26 protein-coding genes and 1 pseudogene are annotated in these 24,235 nt (G+C 42.3%); 3 read left to right on the top strand and 24 right to left on the bottom strand.

Features of this window, described 5'->3' with window-relative positions; all coding sequences use genetic code 11:
* Position 1: 1 nt before the first annotated feature.
* The 13 genes and pseudogenes from HMPREF1516_RS00420 to HMPREF1516_RS00480 form a co-directional block, all read right to left on the bottom strand.
* Complete coding sequence (locus HMPREF1516_RS00420; RefSeq protein WP_033605559.1) at positions 2-1,336, bottom strand: DUF438 domain-containing protein; 1,335 nt, start codon at positions 1,334-1,336, stop codon at positions 2-4.
* Positions 1,336-1,569, bottom strand: coding sequence for a DUF1858 domain-containing protein (locus tag HMPREF1516_RS00425; RefSeq protein WP_000368739.1), 234 nt, complete (start codon positions 1,567-1,569; stop codon positions 1,336-1,338). Before HMPREF1516_RS00425 ends, HMPREF1516_RS00420 begins: the two co-directional genes overlap by 1 nt.
* Before the next feature lie 213 nt (positions 1,570-1,782).
* Positions 1,783-1,964 (bottom strand): annotated as a pseudogene (locus tag HMPREF1516_RS09975) (hypothetical protein).
* Between the two features lie 215 nt (positions 1,965-2,179).
* Positions 2,180-2,530, bottom strand: coding sequence for a 30S ribosome-binding factor RbfA (gene rbfA / locus HMPREF1516_RS00435; protein WP_001273601.1), 351 nt, complete (start codon positions 2,528-2,530; stop codon positions 2,180-2,182).
* A gap of 250 nt (positions 2,531-2,780) precedes the next feature.
* Positions 2,781-5,567 (bottom strand): translation initiation factor IF-2, encoded by a 2,787-nt coding sequence (gene infB / locus HMPREF1516_RS00440; RefSeq protein ID WP_033605560.1) that lies wholly within the window; start codon positions 5,565-5,567, stop codon positions 2,781-2,783.
* Positions 5,568-5,583: 16 nt separating this feature from the next.
* A complete protein-coding gene (locus tag HMPREF1516_RS00445; RefSeq protein ID WP_001041396.1) occupies positions 5,584-5,883 on the bottom strand; it encodes a YlxQ-related RNA-binding protein in 300 nt (99 codons plus the stop codon).
* Positions 5,876-6,169 carry an RNase P modulator RnpM gene (gene rnpM, locus HMPREF1516_RS00450; protein WP_000857554.1) on the bottom strand — a complete coding sequence of 98 codons (294 nt, stop codon included), beginning with the start codon at positions 6,167-6,169 and terminating at the stop codon, positions 5,876-5,878. The genes HMPREF1516_RS00445 and rnpM overlap by 8 nt, the downstream gene beginning before the upstream one ends.
* 21 nt (positions 6,170-6,190) lie before the next feature.
* Complete coding sequence (nusA, locus tag HMPREF1516_RS00455) at positions 6,191-7,327, bottom strand: transcription termination factor NusA (protein ID WP_033605561.1); 1,137 nt, start codon at positions 7,325-7,327, stop codon at positions 6,191-6,193.
* Between the two features lie 42 nt (positions 7,328-7,369).
* Positions 7,370-7,849 carry a ribosome maturation factor RimP gene (gene rimP / locus HMPREF1516_RS00460; protein ID WP_033605562.1) on the bottom strand — a complete coding sequence of 160 codons (480 nt, stop codon included), beginning with the start codon at positions 7,847-7,849 and terminating at the stop codon, positions 7,370-7,372.
* A 126-nt stretch (positions 7,850-7,975) separates the two neighbouring features.
* Positions 7,976-8,611 carry a tRNA (guanosine(46)-N7)-methyltransferase TrmB gene (trmB, locus tag HMPREF1516_RS00465; RefSeq protein WP_033605563.1) on the bottom strand — a complete coding sequence of 212 codons (636 nt, stop codon included), beginning with the start codon at positions 8,609-8,611 and terminating at the stop codon, positions 7,976-7,978.
* Entirely contained in the window at positions 8,608-9,402 is a 795-nt protein-coding gene (gene ccrZ / locus HMPREF1516_RS00470; RefSeq protein WP_000363018.1) for a cell cycle regulator CcrZ, read from the bottom strand. The genes trmB and ccrZ overlap by 4 nt, the downstream gene beginning before the upstream one ends.
* 47 nt (positions 9,403-9,449) lie before the next feature.
* Complete coding sequence (locus tag HMPREF1516_RS00475) at positions 9,450-10,499, bottom strand: ABC transporter permease (RefSeq protein WP_033605564.1); 1,050 nt, start codon at positions 10,497-10,499, stop codon at positions 9,450-9,452.
* Positions 10,496-11,227 carry an ABC transporter ATP-binding protein gene (locus tag HMPREF1516_RS00480; RefSeq protein WP_000889915.1) on the bottom strand — a complete coding sequence of 244 codons (732 nt, stop codon included), beginning with the start codon at positions 11,225-11,227 and terminating at the stop codon, positions 10,496-10,498. The genes HMPREF1516_RS00475 and HMPREF1516_RS00480 overlap by 4 nt, the downstream gene beginning before the upstream one ends.
* Before the next feature lie 67 nt (positions 11,228-11,294).
* Here HMPREF1516_RS00480 and HMPREF1516_RS00485 point away from each other — a divergent pair, with 67 nt between their 5' ends.
* The 3 genes from HMPREF1516_RS00485 to HMPREF1516_RS00495 all read left to right on the top strand — a co-directional run bounded on the left by HMPREF1516_RS00485 (position 11,295) and on the right by HMPREF1516_RS00495 (position 12,716).
* Positions 11,295-11,705 (top strand): HIT family protein, encoded by a 411-nt coding sequence (locus tag HMPREF1516_RS00485; RefSeq protein ID WP_001278297.1) that lies wholly within the window; start codon positions 11,295-11,297, stop codon positions 11,703-11,705.
* 9 nt (positions 11,706-11,714) lie between these two features.
* Complete coding sequence (locus HMPREF1516_RS00490; RefSeq protein WP_000777747.1) at positions 11,715-11,993, top strand: hypothetical protein; 279 nt, start codon at positions 11,715-11,717, stop codon at positions 11,991-11,993.
* A gap of 63 nt (positions 11,994-12,056) precedes the next feature.
* Positions 12,057-12,716, top strand: a complete 660-nt coding sequence (locus HMPREF1516_RS00495; protein ID WP_000865428.1) for a hypothetical protein — start codon at positions 12,057-12,059, stop codon at positions 12,714-12,716.
* 76 nt (positions 12,717-12,792) lie between these two features.
* Here the strand turns inward: HMPREF1516_RS00495 and dnaJ are convergent, their stop codons facing one another.
* The 11 genes from dnaJ to HMPREF1516_RS00550 all read right to left on the bottom strand — a co-directional run.
* The gene (dnaJ, locus tag HMPREF1516_RS00500; RefSeq protein WP_001066316.1) at positions 12,793-13,929 is read right to left on the bottom strand and encodes a molecular chaperone DnaJ; all 1,137 of its coding nucleotides are present in this window, start codon (positions 13,927-13,929) and stop codon (positions 12,793-12,795) included.
* Positions 13,930-14,520: 591 nt separating this feature from the next.
* Positions 14,521-16,344, bottom strand: a complete 1,824-nt coding sequence (dnaK, locus tag HMPREF1516_RS00505) for a molecular chaperone DnaK (protein WP_033605565.1) — start codon at positions 16,342-16,344, stop codon at positions 14,521-14,523.
* A 266-nt stretch (positions 16,345-16,610) separates the two neighbouring features.
* Entirely contained in the window at positions 16,611-17,114 is a 504-nt protein-coding gene (gene grpE, locus HMPREF1516_RS00510) for a nucleotide exchange factor GrpE (RefSeq protein WP_033605566.1), read from the bottom strand.
* A gap of 26 nt (positions 17,115-17,140) precedes the next feature.
* Positions 17,141-18,175, bottom strand: a complete 1,035-nt coding sequence (gene hrcA, locus HMPREF1516_RS00515) for a heat-inducible transcriptional repressor HrcA (protein ID WP_000255765.1) — start codon at positions 18,173-18,175, stop codon at positions 17,141-17,143.
* A 160-nt stretch (positions 18,176-18,335) separates the two neighbouring features.
* Positions 18,336-18,848 carry a DUF2812 domain-containing protein gene (locus HMPREF1516_RS00520; RefSeq protein ID WP_033605567.1) on the bottom strand — a complete coding sequence of 171 codons (513 nt, stop codon included), beginning with the start codon at positions 18,846-18,848 and terminating at the stop codon, positions 18,336-18,338.
* A 34-nt stretch (positions 18,849-18,882) separates the two neighbouring features.
* Complete coding sequence (locus tag HMPREF1516_RS00525) at positions 18,883-19,458, bottom strand: DUF2812 domain-containing protein (protein WP_000412263.1); 576 nt, start codon at positions 19,456-19,458, stop codon at positions 18,883-18,885.
* Positions 19,458-19,778: a PadR family transcriptional regulator gene (locus HMPREF1516_RS00530; RefSeq protein ID WP_000423979.1), complete on the bottom strand. Its 321-nt coding sequence runs from the start codon at positions 19,776-19,778 to the stop codon at positions 19,458-19,460. The genes HMPREF1516_RS00525 and HMPREF1516_RS00530 overlap by 1 nt, the downstream gene beginning before the upstream one ends.
* 113 nt (positions 19,779-19,891) lie before the next feature.
* Positions 19,892-21,238: a type I glutamate--ammonia ligase gene (glnA, locus tag HMPREF1516_RS00535; protein WP_033605568.1), complete on the bottom strand. Its 1,347-nt coding sequence runs from the start codon at positions 21,236-21,238 to the stop codon at positions 19,892-19,894.
* 36 nt (positions 21,239-21,274) lie between these two features.
* Entirely contained in the window at positions 21,275-21,631 is a 357-nt protein-coding gene (gene glnR, locus HMPREF1516_RS00540) for a transcriptional repressor GlnR (protein WP_033605569.1), read from the bottom strand.
* Between the two features lie 76 nt (positions 21,632-21,707).
* Positions 21,708-22,235 (bottom strand): FUSC family protein, encoded by a 528-nt coding sequence (locus tag HMPREF1516_RS00545; protein WP_000119909.1) that lies wholly within the window; start codon positions 22,233-22,235, stop codon positions 21,708-21,710.
* A gap of 132 nt (positions 22,236-22,367) precedes the next feature.
* Positions 22,368-24,235: SspB-related isopeptide-forming adhesin (locus HMPREF1516_RS00550; protein ID WP_033605570.1), on the bottom strand; the 1,868-nt coding region annotated here is incomplete at its 5' end.

Consider the following 24,235-nt stretch of genomic DNA (forward strand, 5'->3'; position numbering starts at 1 on the left):
CTTATTCTAATCCACGGAAATAGTCCGTATCAATCTCTCGGTAGGGTTGGATATCCTGAACATACTCCAACACTCCTTGGAATTCCCCGTTCTCATCGTGTACTGCAGCGTAGGTAATGTGGATAAACTTGCCTCGCGACTCTGACTTGAACCACATTTCATACTTGTCCTTGAGCCCTTCACGAAGACCTTGCATGATGGCTTTGACTTTCTCCAAATATTTTGGAGGATGACATAATTCGACATTGCGCCCGACTTGGGACGGTGTCCGTTTGAAAATCATCTCATCAGCTGGCGCATTGTCATTGTAATACTGAAAAATATCGTCCTTATTAACAAAAGTGATCTCCATAGGGAGGTGATTGAGGATGAGGTTGGCCTGCTCGACTGAGAGATAGCCATTGCCAAAAGCCTGTTGGCTATGGCGGTCCAGCACTGCTTCCTTTTCCTTAGGGGTAAAGGTAATGGTGAACTGGCCTTCTGGTGTATCGATAACTTGCTGAACTTGACCTTCAGCCGTGTCTAGTTGCACGGGCTCCTCTGCACTCTTTTCCTCAACGAAACTCTGGCGCTCTGGCACCCATTTCTCTGACGGACGGATGATGGCATAGCCGTAGGCATCGCTCTCCTCCGCAATCTGAATCCAGTCATCCTGGGTGAAAGACTCAAGGAGAATCATGAGGAGGATGGACTCTTCCTTGAAAATCATACTTTCAAACTCTGTCGCAAAAGCTTCAAAATCTTCTTTTACACTGCTAATCGATACTTCAGGTAGTGACTTGGCTGTCGTTAAAGCTGTTTGAAAGAGTTCTCGGATCTGGTCATCCACTCCCCACATAACCTTAGGAGGTGAATCGTGTCCATAGCGCTCCATGATGGGAAAGAAGAGCTCTTCCTTGCGCTGATAGTGAATATCAAATTGGCCCAACAGCCCCATTTGACGAACCAAACCCTTACGCATCTCTGCCAGCATTTCCTCGTCTTCCATAGACTCATAGGTGTCCAACAATCTCCGAATGCGAATCAAGGCAGCACGGAGAGCCAGATTTTCATCCTTGAAGACGCGAACTGGGTGGCCAGGGTGTTCAGTATCCTCCACTTCGACGCCCTTAACAGCATTTTTAAAAAGATTAGCATGGACATCGCAGAGTTCCATGACATCTTCAAAGGTGACACCTGAGTCTGAGTTCATCAGCTCGTGCTCCATGAGGGAAATCTCGATGGCTGACACACCTGTAAAGGTCGCATCAAAACGCTCCTGAACCGACTCAGGAGAGGCGCCATTATGCAATTCTAACAAAATATCCCGTAGGATATGAATCCGTTCATCTGCCATTAGTCTAATCCAATCACTTCATAGCCGTTCGCTTCTAGCGTGCGGACAATCTTGTCCATAGGCGTTCCTTCAAGTTTAGAACCCTGCTTCAGCGATACTTTGCGACCGACTGTGTTGCGCATCAAGGGATTAGCAAGTGGTTTAAAACCCAGCTCCACTAGGATTTCCAAGACTTCTGGATGCTTGTCCACCACTTCTGCAACGGGAATTGACACATCGATGATATTGTCCATGACGACCTCCATGTATGTTCTAATACTCTTCGAAAATCTCTTCAAACCACGTCAGCGTCGCCTTACCGTACTCAAGTACAGCCTGCGGCTAGCTTCCTAGTTTGCTCTTTGATTTTCATTGAGTATAAAATGATTTTACTGCTTATATTATACCATATGGGAAGAGATTAAAAAACTAGTAGTGAAGTTCCTACTAGTTTCTTTCATTTCAAGTTATTCCTTATCCTCTGGTTTTGCGAGCCACTGGGCTACATCCATCAGCTTGTCAGCAAGCAGTACTTTCCCGAAACCTACTAGAGCATTGTCATCTTTCTTCATGTTCTTCAGGACTTTGACGCTTTGCATCACAAAAAGTAATTCCCGAAGGTCTTGGCTAGGATTTTAATGAACCCCATATTACCTTCCCTCGTCTAACTGCAGTTTCTAGCTGATTGCTATACCAGACTAGCTAGTTATTGATAAGAAATCATTTCATCTCACTCTTTCCAATTTCTATACTATCATACAAGCTAAGCTTTATAAAGCTTTTTAATAATTTTTTACTCTAGAAAGATTCTCCAGTATTTTTTATTGCCATTTCTCCACCAAAAAAGAGGGTGTCCCCTCTTTCTTAGTTCTTATCCAGATTGCGTAGCATCTCGTCAATCTTGTTTCCATATTCGATGGATTCGTCTTTGACGAAGGTTAAATCTGGGATTTTGTACAATTTCAAATTGCGACCAAGTTCACGTTTGATCGTACCAGTTGCTTTTTCAAGCCCGATTTGAGCTTTTTGATTATCCGAAGCAAGGTTACTCAAAATGGTGTAGTAAACCTTGGCAACAGACAAGTCACCCAGCATCTGAACATCTGTAATGGTCACACCTTGGACACGCGGATCACGGACTTTCTTTTGCAAAATCTCATTGACTTCACGCTTGATTTCCATGCCCACACGATCCGTACGGAAATGATTTGCCATGATATTCCTTTCTCTACTTTGAACCAAAAGCTAGGCCAGCAGACCTAGCTATTTTTAAATTTCTTGATTTTTAATTCAAATTGAAACGACGTTCAATTTGAAATCACCTGCTTCTTTCACTGTGGTGAAAGTGATGGAACTGATTTATCAGTCCCATCACAGGGGATTTTTGAGACCTTAGGCTCAAAAATAAGCAATGAAACCATCGGTTTGCTTGCGTCCCTCACCACCTAAGAAAGGAGCAAAAATCTTAACGTTTGATTTCTTCCATGACGTATGCCTCAATCACATCATCAGTCTTGATATCATTGTAGCCATCAATCATCAATCCACCTTCACGACCGTTTGTAACTTCTTTGACGTCGTCTTTGTAGTGTTTCAAGCTTGCGAGTTCGCCATCATAGATTACGACACCGTCACGGATAACACGGACTTTAGAATCACGGGTAACCTTACCACTCGTAACCATGAATCCACCGATGGTTCCCACTTTAGATACCTTGAAGGTTTCACGGATGATTGCTTCACCGATAACTTTTTCTTCGAATTCTGGATCAAGCATTCCTTTCATGGCTTCTTCCATCTCTTCGATAACCTTGTAGATAATGCTGTGGAGACGGATTTCTACATCATCTTCTTCTGCTTGTTGACGAGCTTGTGGTGTAGGGCGCACATTGAAACCGATGATAAAGGCATTTGAAGCTTCCGCAAGGGTCACGTCAGACTCGTTGATAGCACCGACTGCTGAGTGAACGATAGTAACCTTCACACCTTCCACATCAATTTTTTGAAGCGAGGCAGAAAGGGCTTCAACAGAACCTTGTACGTCGGCCTTGATGATAACATTAACAGACTTGAGCTCACCTGCTTTAAGCGTATCAAAGAGGTTTTCAAGGCTGACACGTTGGGTTACTTGACGTTGCTTCATAAGAGCACGTTTCGCACGTTCTTCACCTGCTGCACGCGCAGATTTTTCATCTTCGTAAACAGCAAAGTGGTCACCCGCCATTGGTGCTTCGTTCAAACCTGTGATAGACACTGGTGTTGATGGTCCAGCAACCTTAACACGACGACCAAGGTCATTGGTCATGGCACGGACACGACCGAAGGTATTCCCGACAACGATTGGATCTTGGACATTCAAGGTACCTTGTTGCACAAGAAGGGTTGCGACCGCACCTTTTCCTTTATCCAAGCGAGCTTCGATAACGGTACCGATCGCACGCACTGTTGGGTCGGCCTTGAGTTCTTGGATTTCAGCTACAAGAAGGACTGTTTCCAAGAGTTCATCGATGTTTTGGTTGAATTTAGCTGAGATTTCTACAAACTCAGAATCTCCACCCCAGGCAGTTGACATAACACCGTGTTCAGCCAATTCACCGATAACACGTTCCGGGTTGGCACCTGGTTTATCAATCTTGTTGATAGCTACGATGATTGGAACGTTGGCCGCTTTTGAGTGGTTGATGGCTTCGATAGTCTGAGGCATAACCCCATCGTCGGCCGCTACAACCAAGATGGTAATATCGGTAACAGATGCACCACGCGCACGCATAGAAGTAAAGGCCGCGTGTCCTGGTGTATCAAGGAAGGTAATCTTCTTGCCGTTTTCAACGATTTGGTAAGCACCGATATGCTGAGTGATACCACCTGCTTCACCTGTCGCTACACGAGAGTTACGAAGGGTATCCAAAAGTGTTGTCTTACCATGGTCAACGTGTCCCATGATGGTTACAACTGGTGGACGCTCAACCAATTCATCTTCGTTAAGATAGCCATCTTCGACAAAGAAACGTTCGATGTCGGCATTATCCACTTCAACCTTTTGTTTGGCTTCGATACCATAATCCACCATGAGGAGTTCAATGGTTTCCCCATCCAAGGATTGGTTTTGTGTAGCCATGACACCCATCATAAAGAGTTTCTTAACGATTTCTGCTGGTTCACGTTTGATACGTTTTGCGATTTCCGCAACAGTCATACCATCTGTATACTCAAATTCTGTTGGCAATTCGTGGAACTTACGCTCTGTAACAGGTTTTGGAGTCTGGTTACGGTTGTTTTGCTTGTTCCCTTTTTTATTTTTCTTGTTGTTATTCCAGTTACTATTTCTTTGATTTCTCACTTGATTCTGACTACTTCGATTCTTTTGTTGTTTTCTAGGACCATCTTCTTCGTGATCATAATCGTCACGTTCTTTGTCTGGTCGAGCTTGTTTTTTACGACGTGTATCCACTGGCGCTTCTTTCGCTACAGGAGCTACTGTTACGGCTGACTGCGTTTGTTCAGCTAGCTTAGCAGCTTCTTCAAAGATTTCCTCTGGCTCCTTGCGTTTGTTAGCTTGAGCCAAGGCTTCTTTGGCAGCTTGCGATTGTTTGAAGCGCTCCTCGCTTGAGCGTGCGTACTCTGCATTTTGCTCTGCTTTTAGGGCTGCTGCACGGGCTTTAAAGTCAACACGTGGCCCAGCTTGCTTGGGCTGGAAGTCTTGTTGCTGACGGCGATCATTGCCACGATTTCCTTGACCTTGTGGTTTTTTCCCTTGGTCGTTAAATCGGCGATTGTCGCGGTTTCCTTGACCAGGTTTGCCACCATTACGACCATCATTTTTCTGACGGTTGCCGTTTTGTTGTTGGTCACGGTTGTTGCCCTTGTTTTGTTTGCGTCGTTCTGCCTGCTCTTTGGCACGCGCCTCACGCTCCGCCTTGAAGTTTCGACTCTGTGGTCTTGCGGCCACTACTTTTTCTTCCTTAGGAGCTGCAGGTGTAGCTGATTTGCTTTCTTCCTTAGCGGCTACTGGTTTAGCTGATACAGACTTTTCTGCTTTCTTTTCTACACTTGCTTTTGGTGCTGCAGGTTTTGCTTCTGCCTTAGGAGCAGGTGCAGGTTTAAAGCTAGCTGCGATTTGTTCAGCAGCAGCAGCTTCCACACTCGATGAGTGGCTTTTCACATCCAAGCCCAACTCTTTTGCACGCGCTACAACTTCTTTACTTTCTTTTCCAAGTTCTTTTGCGATTTCGTACAATCTTTTCTTAGACAAATCATGTCCTCCTCTTCTATTCCATAAGAGACCTCATTTTCTTTGTAAATCCAGCATCTGTCACAGCCAAAACCTTTCTCGATTTTCCGACTGCTATGCTTAATTCCAGTGTTGAAAACACGGTTATAACTTCTACTTGATAATAGTCACTTTTATCTTGAATCTTCTTGGTCAGATTGGGACCAGCATCATGAGCTAGAAAGACTAGCTTGGCTTTCTGGTCTTGGATGGCTTTAACCACCAATTCCTCACCTGATATGATCCGGCCTGCTCGTTGAGCAAGTCCCAAGAGATTGCTAATTTTTTGCTTATTCAAGTCCTAACTCTCTTCTTTTTACTTTGTGATCAACATAAGCGATCAACTCGTCATAAAAGCTTTCTTCCACTTCCATGTTAAAGCTACGGTTAAAGACTTTCTTCTTTTTTGCCTCTAGGGCTTCTGCATTGTCTAGCTTGATATAAGCGCCACGGCCATTGGCCTTGCCTGTCGGGTCGATAAAGACATCTCCTTCCTTGTTCTTGACAATGCGGAGCAAATCACGCTTATCAATCACTTCATTGGATACAACAGACTTGCGCAAAGGGATTTTTCTTGTTTTCATCTTTCCCTCCTCTAGCAGCTTTTATTCTTCTGTCAATTCATCCGCAACTGCGTAATCAACTTGACCTGCTTCTTCCATAGCTTCAAACTCACTGGCAGACTTGATATCGATACGGTAACCCGTCAAGTGAGCTGCCAAACGAACGTTTTGTCCACGACGACCGATGGCTAGAGAAAGTTTGTTATCAGGTACAACGACCAAGGCACGTTTGCTGTCGTTTTCATCAAAGATAACTTGGTCAACCTCTGCAGGTGCGATGGCATTGTAGATAAACTCAGCTGGATCTGCTACCCACTCAATAACGTCAATGTTTTCTTCGACAGGAATCATACGATCGCTCTTGGCATCGTAACGAGCTGGGTGGAATTTGCTGGTGATCTTCTTGATATTTGTACCACCACGTCCAACGATTGTCCCGATAGCGTCCACGTTTGGATTGTGGCTACGAACGGCAACCTTGGTACGGTCACCAGCTTCGCGGGCTACACTCATGATTTCGACAGTTCCGTCATAGACTTCAGGAATTTCTTGCTCCATCAAACGTTTAATCATTTCTGGATGGCTACGGCTAACAAATACGTTGACACCACGAGGGTTGTCTTCAACTTTGTAGACATAGACTTCGATACGATCGTGGGAAGCAAAGACTTCTCCAGGGATTTGGTCTTGTTTTGACAATTGGGCTTCGATGCTGCCAAGGTTGACATAGATAAAGCGATTGTCAAAGCGTTCTACTGTACCAGACATGATTTCTTGTTCATGTTCCTTGTAAGTATTGTAGGTGATGGCACGTGTTTGCTTGCGCATTTTTTCCATGATGGTTTGTTTGGCAGATTGGGCTGCTACACGACCAAACTCAGCTGGTGCTTCTTCAAACTTGATTTTGTCGCCAAGCTCATAGGCTGAATTAATGGCAAGGGCATCTTTCAAGCTAATTTCCAAACGGCTATCAAATACTTCATCAACAACTTCACGGACAGTATAAACTGTAAAGTCGCCTGTCTTTTCATTGAAGTCGATAGCTACGCTATCAGACTGACCGTAGCGTCTGCGATAAGCGGAACGAAGTGACTCTACTACTGCGTCGATGATGTCTTCTTTTTTGATTCCCTTGTCTTCTTCCAAAATGCGGAAGGCCTCTAGCATTTCTTTACTCATGTTCTTTTTACTTTTGAATCCTCAAAAGCTATCCTTTCTTTTCTATAGTTTTACTGCTAAACGTGCTTTTGATACTAAACTGTATGGAATTTGGACGGTTTTCTTACGTGTCTTGTCCATATACTCCATAGTCAACTCATCCCCTTCAAAGGATACCAAGGTACCTTCAAAGACTTTTTGCTTATCGATGGCTTGGTAGAGCCCGACATGAATGTATTCCCCAACTGCTCCAGCGACAGCATCCTTGGTTTTCAAGGGACGTTCCAAGCCTGGACTGGTGATTTCTAGGAAATATTGTTCTGGGAAGGGATCGGGCTTGATGGTATCTAGGACAGGACTGATGATTTCTGTCAGGTCTGCCGTGTCGTTCAAGGTAATTCCTTCAGGTTTATCTACAAAAATACTGAGAATCATGTCACTGCCAATCTTTCCATACTCGATATCCACGAGCTCGAAAGGCGCTTGGATGACAGGTTCTACAACTTCTCTGACTAATTCTACGATTGTTGCGATTGCGTCCACCTCCTCATAAGCAAGAGGCGAAGATATTTCCCCGCCTCTCTTTCTCATATTCTTACTATCAGTATAGCACGTTTGTCAATTTATGTAAAGCATAAGCACTCAAACAGCTGGTTTTCAAGCTATTTCTTAAAATTCTGCCTCAACTCGGTAGATCACTTGACCTTTGCTGGAGAATTTTTGCTCATATTCCGTCATGACATTACCTTCAAAATCACTGGCATGCAGATCCAGCCAAACACCATTGAGTTTCATCCCATACTGAGAAAAGCTCACTAGACTGTACTCAAATAAGCCACGGTTATCTGTCTTGAAATGGATTTCCCCATTCTCGGGCAAGATGCGCTTGAAGGTATCCAAGAAACTCTTGTAAGTCAAACGACGTTTTTCATGGCGCTTTTTAGGCCATGGATCTGAAAAGTTTAGGTAGAGACGATCAATCTCACCGTCTTCAAAGTAGTCAGTCAGATCTGAACCATCTACCCACAGCAACTTGATGTTGGGCACTCCAACTTCTAATACCTTATCCAAGGCATAACTCAATACCGACTTTTGGATATCAATTCCGATGTAGTTGATGTCAGGATTTTGCTTGGCCATTCCGGATACGAAGGCCCCTTTCCCACTTCCAACCTCTACATGAATAGGATGATCATTTCCAAACAAGTTTCGCCATTTCCCTTTAGCCTCCAAGGGATTGAGGACCACATACTGAGGATTGACCTCTAGTAATTCTGTCGCTCCTTTACGATTTCTAACTCTCATCTCTTCTTTCCATACTTGTCACGGAAGACACGCAAGGCATAAATCTCCCGGTTTACATTGTCTAAATCTTGATTTTCACAGTATTTGGCAATCTGGTTCAAGTAAGAATACTGACCATACCAATACAATTTATCTAACACTGTCTGATTGTACTTATAGCCGTAGTCTCTCAACCATTGGCGCCACTGATGATCCGGAATGTAGTGGCATAGCAAATGCGCTACATCAAACATACGATCCGTCAGACGAACCGAATCCCAATCCACTAGATAAACGAGTCCACTCTCTGTCTCAATCCAATTACTATGACGAAGATCCCCGTGCACAATCGTTGCATGGTCTTCCCTAAAACCTGGAACTGTCTTACCTAGCTCCGCAATCACACTGTTCAAATAGTGGTTCTGCTTCAAGATTTCTGGAACTCCTTGCTGCCAAGAACGTAGCAAATCAACTGGTGTTTCCATGATATATCCCAAACGGCTCAACTGCTTCATCAAGGGACGCGAGCGGTGAAGGCGGTTCAAGATATTGATAATCTGCTTGCGATTCATATCGTAAGGGGTCAAGATTTTGCCCGTCAGCCATTCCTGAGCACACATATCACGGCCATCTGGCAAACGACGAGTCCATAGTAATTGAGGAGCGATTTGTTCTCTGGCTAGGCCAGGTAGGATTGGAGAGGTGTTCATTTTTACAAAGACGCGCTTCCCATCAGGGTAGCTTCCCATATAAGCTTTGCCGCTCTTCCCAGGGATAGGGGTCAGCGTTAGCTCATTATCACCCAAGTCCATTTCTTTCCTCCGTATAAAGTTTCCTTACTATTCTACTAGTTTTTGGTCTATTCGTCAACCAATCTTTTTAGTTGGTAAGGCAAATAAAACAATTGTAGGAAGAGACTAGCCCCTACAAGAGCCAACAAGGCTATTTTCTCTTGAAAAACCACTGCTCCGACCAGCAACTCCAACAAAAGAACTACACTTCCCACACCGACTACAATCTGTTTCAAGCCCTTCTCTTTCTCCCCTTTTTCTAAAGGAAAGAGATGGGTCAAGTACTGGTAGTCAAAGGCATGATAGAGGGCCAGCAACTGAAAGAGCAAGAGGTAGTTAAATAGAGCCACTACTGCCGTCGCGATCCAAGCTTGCTCGATAAAGATCACAGCTAATAAGGATAGGAGCAAGAGGCGCAAACTGAGGGCAAACAAATCTCCATTTCGCAGGTAAGAACGGAGATAGAGATTTTGCCAAATCTTCCCAGGCACCTTTTGAACAGTCTTTAGGATGAAATCTAGATAAGCGCGACGTTTGACACTATTTGAAACGCCCTTGACCCGAGTAAAGAGAGCAAAGAAACGAAGCAAAACTTGCTTGCGCTTGCTCTCTTGGGCGATCACATAGTACCAGTCAATTCCGTTCTCAGTAAAAAATTTATTGGATTTTTGACGAAAGACCAGGTATTTCCCAGCTCCCAGTAAAAGCACATAGATGAGAAAGACTGGCAAGCCATAACCCATGGCTAAAAATAAGGGCGCAAATAAAAGCAAGAAAAGTGTTTGGACAAAGAGCCAAACGACCAGTGAGCGCATCGTCTGCCCTTTGAGGTGAGACTTAACCTCCTCTTCACTGACTAAGAGAAAGAGCTTGTCAGGTGCCTCCATATAGGTCGCGATTCCTCCCCAAGCCAAAAGCAAGGTAGAGACAATCCCCAAAAACAAGAGGATAGGCCAGTGGTTTTCAGGAAAATCTTGCAAGAGTTGGCTGTACTGGTAAGCTAGAAAACCGATGAGAACTAGCAGAAACAAGACAAAGTGGTCATTGAGAACATAACGCAGATAACCGACACACTCCTTACGAAAAGACTGCTTTCTCTTTAAAAACAAGTCTTTCATAGCTCCTCCTCTTTGGTCAGAGCCAAGTAAATGTCATTCAAACTCGCTTCAGGCATGTCAAAGGCCTCGCGCAGTTGCTGGAGGTTCCCCCGAGCCCGAACCTCTCCCTTGTGGAGGATGACAAAGGCATCACACATCTTTTCTGCTGAGTCTAGCACGTGGGTACTCATGAGAATGGACTTGCCTTTTTGCTTTTCCACTTCCAAAAGCTGAATCAAGTCAGAAATAGCCAGTGGATCGAGGCCAAGAAAAGGCTCATCAACGATAAAAAGACTCGGGTCCACCACAAAGGCACAGATAATCATGACCTTCTGCTTCATCCCTTTGGAAAAATGTACTGGGAACCAGTCTAATTTTTGATCCAAACGAAACATTTTCAACAAAGGTTCTACTCGATCAAAAGCGACTTTTTGCTCAATACCATAAGCCATAGCCACCGTTTCAATATGCTCTCTGAGGGTCAATTCCTCGTACAAGCTAGGCGTTTCAGGAATATAGCCAATCTGCTTGCGGTAGTTGGTTGCATCTTCTCGCAGGGTTAGGCCATTAATCTTGATTTCCCCACTGTAAGGTGTCAAGAGACCAATAATCTCATTGATTGTCGTTGATTTCCCAGCACCATTGAGACCAATCAAACCGACCAACTGCCCACTTTCAACTGTAAAGGACACATCTTTCAAGACAGGAACGTGAATATAGCCTCCTGTCAGGTTTTTAATTTCTAACATATTTTCTCCGAATCTGGTATAATGTAGCTATATTATATCAAAATTCAATACAGTAGAGGTGGATTTTATGTCAGATTGCATTTTTTGTAAGATCATCGCAGGGGAGATTCCTGCTTCAAAAGTATACGAGGATGAGCAGATTCTTGCCTTCCTTGATATCTCTCAAGTAACGCCTGGACACACCCTCATTGTACCAAAAGAGCACTATCGCAATCTTTTAGAAATGGATGCTGCGAGTGCCAGCCAACTCTTTGCCCAAGTGCCAACAGTGGCTCAAAAAGTCATGAAGGCTACCAAAGCTGTCGGCATGAATATCATTGCCAACTGCGAGGAAATCGCAGGCCAAACAGTTTTTCATACCCACGTGCACCTCGTACCTCGCTACGGTGCAGAAGATGACCTCAAGATTGACTTTATTGCCCACGAACCAGACTTTGACAAACTTGCCCAAGTCGCTGAAACCATTAGAAATGCCTAAGGAGTTGCCATGAAACTATCCAATCTATTGCTATTTGCAGGTGCTGCAGCTGGAAGTTATTTTGTCGTAAAAAATCGCCAAGTCATCACAGAGGAGTTGATGGATACTAGCGACCGTGTCGAAGCTATGAAGGAGGACTTGGATGTCATTCAAAACAGCCTGCAAATCATCGACCAACAAAAAGCCCTTATCAAGGAATACCAAAAAGATTTAACCTATAAATTCAAAGTCTTGGAAAAGGATTTCCAAACTAGAATGGCGGTCCTCCAAGAAGAAAAACAAGAATAAGAGAGCCTCCAAGTTTCCTTAAATCCTTTTTGGGTTACTAGATTCGAACAGAAAAGGGAGGGAATGAAAGTGAAACAGTTTTTAAAAGTTCTAGCGAAGGTCATCGCGATCCCTTGTGGCTGTCTCTGCCTTCTGACGGCTCTAGCATTTCTACTACTGATGAATCTTTTCAAGGCCTCACCGAGTGACATCCAAAAAGGAAATGAATCCTTAAAACAAATATTTATCTCTCTTGACATGCCTCCTGAGAAAGTAAAATCAAATGGAAGGTATCAATTCGAGGGTGGAGGCTTAAATTTCTATGTTACTTTCTCAGATGAGGTTATCAATAGTCACCCCGTCCTAAAAGAAAGTCCAAAACTCACCAAAAACCGACTGGAAGTCTATGTCCTACAGGCAGGGGATATTTCATACTATAAGGTAGGAGACAACTTGTTCAATCATGGTTTAATACAATTTTTAGAAAAGGAAAGTGAGAAGTATTTCCAAGAAAAAGGAAAGAAATCAAATTCTTCTTACACAATTCTAAATTGGAAAGATCAGGAAAGTCTTAAAAAGGGAATTGCATTCTATGAAAAAGCTTTGACCTTAGTGGATATTCAAGATAACTCGGCAATCAAACACATTGATACTATTACCATTAAGCCTGGTAAGGAAGCGGAACTTAAGCAACTCATTCAGGAGATGGATGTGGCTGGCTTGCTCACTCAAAAGTACAAATAGTAGACTAACTGGAAAATGATTTTTCGACACTAAATTTTCAATGGTAACAAAAAAGAGCCAATTGGCTCTTTTTGTTTTATTCTCCTTCAAAGGCATCTTTTATATGGTCAAAGAAGCCTTTTTTCTTTGGATTGACTTTCAAGTCACCTGCAGCCGCGAACTCTTTAAGGGCTGCTTTTTGGCGGTCGTTCAAACCTGTCGGAGTAACGACATTGACAGTCACGTATTGGTCACCAACGGCACCGCCACGAAGGCTCGGTGCTCCCTTACCACGTAGACGGAATTTCTTGCCAGTCTGAGTTCCTTCTGGGATGACCAATTCAACATCTCCATGCACGGTTGGAATTTCCACAGTATCACCAAGAGCTGCTTGGACAAAGTTGAGGTTCAGATTGTAGAAGATAGTGGTTCCTTCACGTTCAAACTTATCACTAGCTTCTACTGAAACCACCACATACAAGTCACCATAAGGTCCACCGTTAAATCCTGCTTCACCTTGACCCGCTAGGCGGATTTGTTGGCCTGTTTCCACACCCGCAGGGATCTTCACATGTACGCTATGAGCTTGTTTTTCATGACCTGTTCCGTGACAAGTTGTACATGGATCTTTGATTTCTTTTCCGCGACCATGACAGACATCACAGGTTACTTGGCGGCGCATCATACCAAGCGGAGTCTGCGTATCGACGTTAATAACACCAGCGCCATGACAGCGTCCACAAGTGACTGGACTTGTCCCTGGCTTAGCACCAGATCCATTACATGTACGACAGCTAGCTTCACGATTGTATTTAACTTCCTTTTCTGTTCCGAAGATAGCTTCTTCAAAGGTCAAGTTCACACGGTACTGGAGGTCATCCCCTTGACGAGGAGCGTTTGGATTGCGCGAAGCTCCGCCTCCACCGAAGAAACTTGAGAAAATATCCTCAAAACCACCGAAGCCACCTGCTCCGTCAAAGCCACCAAAACCACCGGCACCACCAAAGCCACCGTTGGCACCTGCAGCACCATATTGGTCGTAGGCTGCACGTTTTTGGTCGTCACTCAAAGTCTCATAGGCTTCTTGAACTTCCTTGTATTTTTCCTCAGCACCAGGCTCCTTGTTGATATCTGGGTGGTATTTTTTGGAAAGCTTACGATAAGCCTTTTTGATCTCGTCTGCCGAAGCGTTTTTTGACACCCCCAGACGATCATAAAATTCAGTATTGTTCATACAAGATACTAAGAGCGAACAGAAAGCGACTGAAATTTAGGAAACCGATAAGAAATCCTGATTTCTTAGGAGGTTTATCTAATTTCCAAGCTTTCCGCTCGAGTTCAATTACGAACACCCTTATTCCTTTCTATTAGTCTTACGGAACGAAGCCTCAATCTAGGTCGGGTTCAATTCCTTTCTTTTATATCAATGAGAAAAACTCAAATAAATTAGGTTCAACCCCTTTTTACCGAAAAACAGAGGCTGGGTTGCAACCTCTGGATTTCTTCTTATACTTACTAGTTCGAGTTTTAAAAATCAAACTAGTAATGGCTCAACTGAGTTTTGGCTAAAAACTTCGGAAAAAAGATAAGCCATCTTTTGTGCATCGCACAAGGCGATGGCTTCCTATTTTTCTTTCGTTTTCTTAACGCCTCAACATCTTACCGAATCGAGCACGCCCTAACCTCTTGGTGAAAAAGAGACGTAGCTGTTTTCGCTTTAGCGAACTACAGATATGGCTACCTTTAGGTGCAAGTCTTCCTAGAAACTAAAGTTTCTGCGTCATATTTCCTATTTTCACTGTGAGGTTTTAACGGGCTTTGCATCTTACTTTTCAGTAAACTCTCCGTCTACAACATCATCGCCTGCGTTTCCTGTTGCTTGTGCGCCTTCTGCTCCTGCTTGAGCTTGTTGGGCTGCAGCGGCTTGTTCGTAAAGTTTAACAGCAAGTCCTTGAGCTTTTTCGTTCAATGCTTCGAGTTTTGCTTTCATTTCGTCCAAGTTGTTATCTTCTTGGGCTTTCTTAAGCTCATCAAGGGCAGCTTGGGCAGCGTCACGTTCTGCATCGAAGCCTTTTCCTTCAGTTTCCTTGATTGTCTTTTCAGTCGCAAAGATAGCTTGGTCTACTTCGTTACGAAGGTCAACTTCTTCTTTACGTTTCTTATCTGCTTCAGCGTTTGCTTCTGCATCTTTCATCATGCGGTCGATTTCTTCATCAGTCAAACCAGAGTTAGATTGGATAACAATAGTTTGTTCTTTTTGAGTTCCAAGATCTTTAGCCTTAACAGATACGATACCGTTCTTGTCGATGTCAAATGTTACTTCGATTTGTGGGATACCACGAGGAGCAGCTGGGATGTCTGTCAATTGGAAACGTCCAAGAGTCTTGTTATCTGCGGCCATTGGGCGTTCACCTTGAAGAACGTGGATATCAACGGCTGGTTGGTTGTCTGCTGCAGTTGAGAAGACTTGTGATTTAGATGTTGGAATTGTTGTGTTACGGTCGATGAGTTTTGTGAAGACACCACCCATTGTTTCGATACCAAGTGACAATGGTGTTACATCAAGAAGGACAACGTCTTTAACATCACCAGTGATGACACCACCTTGGATAGCAGCACCCATGGCAACTACTTCATCAGGGTTTACTGATTTGTTTGGTTCTTTACCAGTTTCAGCCTTAACAGCTTCTACAACGGCTGGGATACGAGTTGAACCACCAACTAGGATAACTTCGTCAATATCTGACAAGCTCAAACCTGCATCTGAAAGGGCTTGACGAACTGGAACTTTTGTACGCTCTACAAGGTCACGAGTCAAATCGTCAAATTTGGCACGAGTCAAAGTCATTTCCAAGTGAAGAGGTCCAGATTCACCAGCAGTGATAAATGGCAAGCTGATTTGAGTTGAAGTTACACCTGAAAGGTCTTTCTTAGCTTTTTCAGCCGCATCTTTCAAACGTTGAAGAGCCATCTTGTCTGTTGATAAGTCAATACCATTTTCTTTCTTGAATTCTGCAATCATGTGATCGATGATTTTTTGGTCAAAGTCGTCACCACCGAGTTTGTTATCCCCTGCAGTCGCCAATACGTCGAAGACACCGTCACCGAGTTCAAGGATAGAGACGTCAAATGTACCTCCACCAAGGTCGAATACCAAGATTTTTTCTTCTTTGTCAGTCTTGTCCAAACCGTAAGCAAGAGCTGCTGCAGTTGGTTCGTTAACGATACGTTCTACTTCAAGACCAGCGATTTTACCAGCATCTTTTGTTGCTTGACGTTGAGCATCGTTAAAGTAAGCTGGAACTGTGATAACTGCTTTAGTTACTTTTTCACCAAGGTAATCTTCCGCATAACCTTTCAAGTATTGAAGGATCATAGCTGAGATTTCTTGTGGAGTGTACTCTTTACCATTTGCAGAAACTTTTTCAGAAGTTCCCATCTTAGATTTGATAGAGATAACTGTATCTGGGTTTGTGACTGCTTGACGTTTCGCAGCATCACCAACGATAATTTCACCGTTTTTGAATGATACTACAGATGGCGTTGTACGGTTTCCTTCTGGGTTTGCGATGATTTTGCTTTCAGTTCCTTCAAGAACTGCAACTGCTGAATTTGTTGTACCTAAGTCAATACCGATAATTTTAGACATGTGTTTTTCTCCTTAAATTTTATATTCTTTCTTTTTGGTACTCTTCTTAGGTGGCGGCGCCGTCAGAGCTTGACTCGTCAATCTCTTTGACCAAACTTTGAGCCTAAGGTCTCAAAGTTTGCGCAAATAGCGCCACGGCGAAGAGTATCGTCTTTTGTTCGCTTCGCTCACTATTGCAAAGCTGAACAATTTCTTATCTTTCTTTCATAGTTTATTGTCGTTTCGGACAAGTTTTCTATTATGTATGTTGCAACCGTCAGAATTGCCTAGTTGTAGACAACTACCATTGCTGGGCGTAGGATGCGGTCATGGAGTTTGTAGCCTTTTTGGAAGACTTGTGCGATGGTATCTGCTGGGTGCTCATCGTCTGCTGGGAGAGTTTGGATGGCCATATGATAGTTATGGTCAAATTCGCCGTCAGCTACAATTTCTTCGATTCCTTCTTCTTTCAAAGCGTGAATCAAGCTCTCTTGCACCATCTCCAATCCTTTTTTGACGTCGTCTGTCAAACCTTCAACTGCTAGTGCACGTTCTAAGTTGTCAAGCGATGGTAAGATTGCTTTTGCCAAGTCCTGACTACGATAACGTTGCAAGTTTTGACGCTCTTCATTGGCACGGCGTTGAATATTCTGCATTTCTGCATGAGCGCGAAGGTATTTGTTTTCGAACTCATCCGCACGTTCATTTGCCAAGTCCAACTCAGACTTCTCAGGAGTTGTTTCCACAACTTCCTCTTCTTTCATTTCTTCGATTTTTTTATCTTGGGCCATTTTCGCCTCCTTTAATAATTACAATTTTAATTTACTTCGTAATGATTACTGCTGAGATAGCGATAAAAATCTGTCAACTTCATGGTCAAAACACGATTGACCACATTGACTTGGTTGACCAATTGCTGGTAATCCAGATTGACCGGACCGATAATTGCCAGAATTCCAAAACCTCGATAAGGAATGAGGAATTTACTGCTAATCACCGCCAAGTCAGCTAGACAGGATTCCTGACTGTCCGCAACACGGACATTTTGCATTTGATCTTCATGCAGACCCTCACGAATCTCCAGAGCCACCTTTTGCGGTTGGTCAAAGAACTGATAGGCCGCTAGATTGGCAAAATTCAAGAGATTGACTTTGCCCGATACCACAATGTTTTCGTTGAACATTTCTTTAAAAATGTGTTCAAAGAGATCCATGACATTGTCCGTTGTTGTGAAGTAACGCTGGATAATCTGCGGAATCTCCGTCCGAATCTTGTAGTGAATATCTAGAACAGTGTGCCCCAAGAAACGTTCCTGAATGATGCTCTTCAGTTTCAGCAAATCTTCCTGCAAGAAGTTCCTTGGAATCAGAAATTGACTGGTAACCGTTCGCGACTCGTCTAGGGTAAATACTGCCAAGGCTGTATGTTGCCCCAAAACAACGATATCAAAAGCTGTCAACCGTTGCCTGCTGGGCTCAACATCCAGTGCTACTACCGTACAGCCACTCAGATCTGTCAGTAGATTTGCAGCTTCTTGCAGAATATCCTCCAGTTTGAAGAACTCCTGATCAAAGGTTTTGACAATCTCATAGACCTCATTTTCAGCCAGTCGGTCAAAATCCAGTGAGTGTTTCACATAGTACTGAAAACCAGCAACACTTGGCATCCGACCGCTTGAAGTATGAGCTTTCTCAAGCAAACCTTGCTTTTCTAAAGCCGCCATATCATTACGAATGGTAGCACTGCTAGAGTTAATAGACTCTTGCAAAGCTTTGGATCCGACAGGTTCGTGCGTTTTGGTAAAGATGTCAATAATCAGATTTAAAATATCCTGCTGACGCTCTGTAACCATCTCATCACTCCTCTCTGTCCGACCGATTAGCACTCTATGCATCCAAGTGCTAACTTATGATTCTATTATACACCCTTAGAAGAGAATGTCAAGACAAAAACTCAAAAAAATAGCACTCTTTTGTCAAGAGTGCTAAAAATCAGTCTGAAGACCTAGAATCTTACTTCTCATCTACTTGGTATTTCCTTTTAAGTCTGTAATATCCATAGATCAGATAAGAAATTAAACAAGCGTATAAAACGAAAGTAATAAAGAAAGACTGAGACAAGTTTTCTCGATACAAACTCATGCAAACAACAAGACCACCTGAAAAAGCGGCTATACAGGAACGAAGTCTAGACCGCATAACTTCCCATCTAAGACCCTTACTCATATATACTTTCTTCTCTGAAAGTATATCAGAAGTTGGTTTACGAAGAATTGAACAAAAACCTGTTTCTATCAATTCCCAACCTCTATTTCTAAAATCTTGTAGTTCATGCTTATACTTTTTAAGAAATCTAGAATCATAGATATGATAGATGACATCATCTGGTTGGCATTGTTCAAAATAGAAAAAACCAAAACGATTAGTTCTATATTTCCAACCTTTCAAGTGCATCTCATGTAAATATTCTTCTTCCTTGTCCAAATCAACTATTGTAAAAATCCGAAATTGTACTTCACTATTCATTGTCTTACCTCCAGATTAGAAAACAGGTATTGCTTCATTTATCAGATAATTCTTTCCACTTTTGAAACAATCTCCAAAAAATATAAGAAATCTGAACCACAAGAGCAAACAATAAAACACAATCTATGATAGTAAGCAAAAACACTAGCCCGCTAAAAACGTCTCTTTCACTGAGCAACTTTAAGAACAACGGAATCAACATTGACAAGAAAAACAAAACAGGAAGCAACCGCAGTCTTAAAATCCGATGAACTATATCCAACTTCCCAGTAGCATCATTATAAATTTCAAACTCTGCATCCGATTCAATTTCAGAATGTGCTTTTCTAAAGTAAGAAAAACCATTAAAGTCTGTAATATGCTCCCAGCCACAGTCTTTAAACAGTTGCAAATAAGAGGTTCTATCTGATGTTTTCATTGGGTAAAAATCCAACTGATAAGACACTTGTTCAGGCTGACACTTTTCAAAGGTATACTTAACCGCAAACAACAAGATAGAATAGCTTACTTTTTTAAGTTTCCAGCCTTTAGCATGCATTTCTCTAAAGTATAGAGCCTCTCTATCATAAACCGCAATGGTAAAAACTCGGTAAACAATTTTCTTTTCCATCATCCTTCCTCCCGACTATTTCTGTAAAGTCGTTCAATACGTTTCAATTCAATATCTAAGACTTTTCGTCCCAAGTCTGTGATCTGATATATTTTACGCTTCTCCTCTTCTCGGACAAAGGAAATCAAGCCATCCTTTTCCATCTTTGACAAGGTTCCATACATAGTTCCAGGACTAATCGAAACTTGCGAATCTGTCATCTCCTTGACCTTTTGTGTGATACCATATCCATGGTTCTCCTTCTGTAGACAAAACAAGATATAAAATCCTGTTTCCGTCATCGGAAGATAAACACGACGAATCTTATCCGTTAATTCCATTATAGCCACCTCCTATTCAGTTTAATATATCGCACTTCGTTATATAAAATATATCACACCCCGATATAAAACACAAGAAAAAAAGATCACCCTCAGGCAATCTTTCTTCTATATTAGTAAAGATCTAAATAATTATCAACTTCCCACTGTGAAACGAAGGTTGCATAGCTAGCCCACTCGATACGTTTAGCTTCAAGGAAGCTCGTATAGATGTGGTCACCTAGGGCAGCCTTGACCACGTCATCCTCAGTCAAAGCTTTCAAGGCGTTGTGAAGAGTTGATGGAAGATCTGTAATCCCAGCTTCCTTACGCTCTTCTGCTGTCATGATATAGATATTTTCTTCGATAGGAGCTGGTGCTTCGATTTTATTTTCAATACCATGCAAACCAACTTCCAAAAGAACAGCCATAGCGATGTATGGGTTTGCCATTGGGTCCACTGAACGCAACTCTAGACGAGTTCCCATACCGCGTGAAGCAGGCACGCGCACAAGTGGTGAACGGTTGCGACCAGCCCAAGCAATGTAAACAGGTGCTTCATAACCTGGGACCAAACGTTTGTATGAGTTAACTGTTGGGTTCATGATGGCAGTATAGTTGTATGCATGCTTGATCAAACCACCAAGGAAATGGTAGGCCGTTTCAGACAGCTGCATTCCTTTTGGATCATTTGGGTCAAAGAAGGCATTGTTTCCTTCTGCATCAAACAAGGACATATTACAGTGCATACCTGATCCAGCGATACCAAATTTTGGTTTCGCCATAAAGGTTGCGTACAAACCGTGTTTACGAGCAATCGTTTTAACAACGAGTTTAAAGATTTGAATCTTGTCACAGGCACGGAGAACTTCATCATACTTGAAGTCAATCTCATGTTGTCCAACCGCAACTTCGTGGTGACTTGCTTCTACTTCAAATCCCATTTTGGTCAAGACATTCACGATTTCACGACGTGTATTGTCTGCAAGGTCAGTAGGCGCCAAATCAAAGTATCCACCCTTGTCATTTACCTCAAGAGTTGGATCGCCATTTTCATCCAGTTTAAATAGGAAGAATTCTGGTTCTGGACCAAGGTTGAAGGATTTGAATCCCACTTCTTCCATGTGGCGAAGAGCACGTTTCAAATTGCCACGAGGGTCACCTGCAAATGGTTTACCTTCTGTTGTATAGACATCACAGATCAAACCTGCAACACTTCCGTTTTCATCTCCCCAAGGGAAGACTGTCCATGTATCCAAGTCTGGGTACAAGTACATATCTGACTCATTGATACGTACAAAACCTTCAATAGAAGATCCATCAAACATAGCCTTGTTTGACAAGACTTTATCTAACTGTTCATCTGTAGCAGGAATTTCGACGTTTTTCATTGTTCCCAAAATATCTGAGAACATGAGACGAATAAAGGTAACATTTTTTTCCTTGACTTCACGACGAATATCTGCAGCTGTGATTGGCATGGTTTTTCTCCTTAATATATGACTACTTGCGATTGCCTAACCGCGACCAAAAGGTGAATGTGCTGAAGCAAAGCGTCCCTGCTGGAGAAGTTCATTATGAAGTGCGCGACGCACCTCCGTCTGACTCACGGCTTTCTTGGACTTCGCCTCACGTTCAGCATATTTTTTCTTAATGGCAGCGATATTGTAGCCTTCAGAGATATAATCTTTGATTTCAAGCAGACGATCCATATCATTCAACGAATACATGCGACGGTTTCCTTCGTTTCGATCAGGTTTAATCAACTCTTGATCTTCGTAATAACGAATCTGACGCGCCGAGAGATCGGTCAACTTCATAACACTGCCGATAGGAAAAACAGCCATATTTCGGCGAAATTCTTTTTCCTTCATTTACATTTTCCTTCTTTCTATCTATTATAGTCTAAAAAAAGACAAACGTCAATTGATAATGTCATAAAATGTAACATTATTTTTCTTTTTTCTCTAAAAAGAGATGAATACGATCAATATCATAATTTACGAGAATTGCGACAAAAACTCCCATGAAAGTTTCCGATACACGCGCAAACACGTACAAAATTGTTTCACCGCTCGGTATTGATAGGGTAATGATTAACATAGCTGCAACACCACCAATAACCCCCGATTTATTATTCATGGCCACATTTGTCATAATGGTTAACATAGTGCAGATTGGAACAACCACCAAGGTCACCCAAAAGGCTTCATGAAATAGGGTATTTAAGAGAAAAAAGATAAGGGCGTAGAAGCCACCGATACTATTTCCTAGAATACGTGAAGTTCCAAAATGGACGCTCTTATCAAAACTCTCCCTCAGACTAAAAACCGCTGTCAGAGCACCGATTTGAAGACCTTTCCAGCCAAAAAAGCCGAAAATCAAAAGAACTAGAAAAACGGCAATTCCCGTTTTAAAAGTCCGCATACCAAGTTTGAACTGTGACTTATCAAATTTATATTTTTTAAAATAACTCATAATCTCAACTTTCTACTACCATTTTAACATAAATTAGTTGATTTTATGAGTAAAAATCAATAGGAAGCGTTTTTAATTTAGGCTATAAAAAAGAGGAAACAGAGTTCCTCTTTTCTATTTAACTTTCAGAAATTAGTTGCTTTCGTCTTCTTTTCGTTTCAACTGACCAAGTCCTAAAACGCCCACTAAAGCTGCTAGACCAAGATATGGCATGTAGCTTGAATCATTTGTACCTGTTTGAGGTAGAGTAGGGTTTCCTTTTGGATTTGGATTAGAATTAGGGGTTGTTGGCTCCTCTGGTTTCTTAGGTTCTGGTGTTGTAGTACGAACTGTGTTTGAAGCGTAAGCAACTTTATTCACAGTATTTACATAGGTATTTTCAAAGGTTCCGACAGCAATTCGTTTCATTTGAATATAAGTCTCAGCCTGGAATGGAGAATCCAACTGAATCTCTTGAAGGAATTCTTCCTTGAAGCGAATGGTAATCATTCCCTTATCTTGATCATGTTCAACCTGTGTTTCAGCTGTTAAGTCTGTCCCTGCCTTAATAACACGACCGTCTTTCAATCGGATATCAACCTTGGCAAGAACTTTATAGTTTCCAGTGTATTGATCACCTTTTTGGTCATAATCATCTACAAAACTATAGTCATTCAAGTCCTCAGAATGATTTTGTGGAATCAAACCACCAATCAAACGATAATTGAAGTACTGGTTCAACGGAATTGTTTGGCCATCAATATTGTCACTGCTTGGATCCATACTGATTGTCACATCTTTTTTCGGTGTGATTTTCGGTACGTTGTTGACAACTACTTCTGTAGCATAGCCATTTCCAAAGTCAATTTGGTAGGCTTTGTTTTCGTACTTACCACCCGTTTGACCAAATTCAGGTTTAACTGTCATCGGATCTGTGATTAGCAATGATTTTCCTGCTGCCACATAGTTCTTGTAGAATTCAGCTGGATTATCAGCTGAGAAGAGTTGGAAAGCACCTTTAACAGTGATGTTTGCTTTCTTCAACAGCTCTTGAATCTTCTTAGGAGCAGCTTCTAAACTATCAAATTGTTGAACACTGATACCTGATACAAGGTTGCCCTCTAGATCACGAATCTTAACCAATTCTGGTTGAAGGGTTAAGGCTTCTTCTGGATAATCATCCACATAGTAGAAACCATTTTGAATTGCTTCTTTAGAAGATTTATCTCCCTTGTATTGGTCCAAATCCCATGTAAGTTCATAGTAGTTAGTTGAACCGGCTAGAACTTCTTTACCATCAATATTCACACCTTGTTTGTTCTTGTTAACTTTCAAAGGTTTGATGTAATTGTTATTTGGATTATCGGGATCGTTTGGTTTACCTGGAGTCGTTACACGAACAATATTTGACTTAACACCGTAGGCATCGTTAACTGTCAACGTAAAGTTATTTGTATAAGTTGCCCCATCATTCAAGACACGGCCAACAACCGTTGGATAAAGAGTTTCAACAGGTTTAGTTAAATCAGCATTATATGTTGCCAATGTCTCATCAGTAGCCTTAAAGGTTACAGTGTGACTAGCTTTGTCATAGCTTGTTTCAAAACCTTTGCTTGCAGCCTTGGTTGCTTCCAAATCAAACTGATAGCCAGTTGGAAGTGGATCTACCAATACAAATGAAGTTGTTTTTGGACGACCTGCAGTTAAAGCTTCCGTTTTCAGCTCAAACTTCACTACAGACTGCTTAGCAACTAGAGTACGATCGATATCTACTCCATCCTCATTTTTAATTTCTTTATTAATCTGAGGTTGTGCAAATAGACGATTGTAATGGAAGTGAACTGTTGGCACCGCTGGTGGTGTTGGCAACTGCTTAGGAGTTGGTGCTACAGGCGGAGTTGGCAATGGATCATAATTTGGCTCTTCTGGTTTTGATGGCTCTGGTTGATCTGGAGTCTTAACTGGTGGTGTTGGCTCATTTTCGTAGCTTGGTGCTACTGGAGCTGGTTCCAATGGTTTCT

Source organism: Streptococcus sp. CM6 (assembly GCF_000526095.1).
Taxonomy (GTDB): domain Bacteria; phylum Bacillota; class Bacilli; order Lactobacillales; family Streptococcaceae; genus Streptococcus; species Streptococcus oralis_BW.

Coding starts and splice junctions, on each gene's coding strand:
- HMPREF1516_RS00545 (WP_000119909.1), bottom strand. CDS start 22,235: ATGAGTTATTTTAAAAAATATAAATTTGATAAGTCACAGTTCAAACTT.
- ccrZ (WP_000363018.1), bottom strand. CDS start 9,402: ATGGACTTGGGTGATAATGAGCTAACGCTGACCCCTATCCCTGGGAAG.
- HMPREF1516_RS00480 (WP_000889915.1), bottom strand. CDS start 11,227: ATGTTAGAAATTAAAAACCTGACAGGAGGCTATATTCACGTTCCTGTC.
- glnA (WP_033605568.1), bottom strand. CDS start 21,238: ATGCCAATCACAGCTGCAGATATTCGTCGTGAAGTCAAGGAAAAAAAT.
- dnaJ (WP_001066316.1), bottom strand. CDS start 13,929: ATGAACAATACTGAATTTTATGATCGTCTGGGGGTGTCAAAAAACGCT.
- rnpM (WP_000857554.1), bottom strand. CDS start 6,169: ATGAAAACAAGAAAAATCCCTTTGCGCAAGTCTGTTGTATCCAATGAA.
- nusA (WP_033605561.1), bottom strand. CDS start 7,327: ATGAGTAAAGAAATGCTAGAGGCCTTCCGCATTTTGGAAGAAGACAAG.
- HMPREF1516_RS00530 (WP_000423979.1), bottom strand. CDS start 19,778: ATGGAATTAACGGATAAGATTCGTCGTGTTTATCTTCCGATGACGGAA.
- HMPREF1516_RS00525 (WP_000412263.1), bottom strand. CDS start 19,458: ATGGAAAAGAAAATTGTTTACCGAGTTTTTACCATTGCGGTTTATGAT.
- glnR (WP_033605569.1), bottom strand. CDS start 21,631: ATGAAGGAAAAAGAATTTCGCCGAAATATGGCTGTTTTTCCTATCGGC.
- HMPREF1516_RS00425 (WP_000368739.1), bottom strand. CDS start 1,569: ATGGACAATATCATCGATGTGTCAATTCCCGTTGCAGAAGTGGTGGAC.
- HMPREF1516_RS00490 (WP_000777747.1), top strand. CDS start 11,715: ATGAAACTATCCAATCTATTGCTATTTGCAGGTGCTGCAGCTGGAAGT.
- HMPREF1516_RS00520 (WP_033605567.1), bottom strand. CDS start 18,848: ATGAATAGTGAAGTACAATTTCGGATTTTTACAATAGTTGATTTGGAC.
- grpE (WP_033605566.1), bottom strand. CDS start 17,114: ATGGCCCAAGATAAAAAAATCGAAGAAATGAAAGAAGAGGAAGTTGTG.
- dnaK (WP_033605565.1), bottom strand. CDS start 16,344: ATGTCTAAAATTATCGGTATTGACTTAGGTACAACAAATTCAGCAGTT.
- trmB (WP_033605563.1), bottom strand. CDS start 8,611: ATGAGAGTTAGAAATCGTAAAGGAGCGACAGAATTACTAGAGGTCAAT.
- HMPREF1516_RS00495 (WP_000865428.1), top strand. CDS start 12,057: ATGAAAGTGAAACAGTTTTTAAAAGTTCTAGCGAAGGTCATCGCGATC.
- HMPREF1516_RS00485 (WP_001278297.1), top strand. CDS start 11,295: ATGTCAGATTGCATTTTTTGTAAGATCATCGCAGGGGAGATTCCTGCT.
- hrcA (WP_000255765.1), bottom strand. CDS start 18,175: ATGGTTACAGAGCGTCAGCAGGATATTTTAAATCTGATTATTGACATC.
- rbfA (WP_001273601.1), bottom strand. CDS start 2,530: ATGGCAAATCATTTCCGTACGGATCGTGTGGGCATGGAAATCAAGCGT.
- HMPREF1516_RS00475 (WP_033605564.1), bottom strand. CDS start 10,499: ATGAAAGACTTGTTTTTAAAGAGAAAGCAGTCTTTTCGTAAGGAGTGT.
- HMPREF1516_RS00420 (WP_033605559.1), bottom strand. CDS start 1,336: ATGGCAGATGAACGGATTCATATCCTACGGGATATTTTGTTAGAATTG.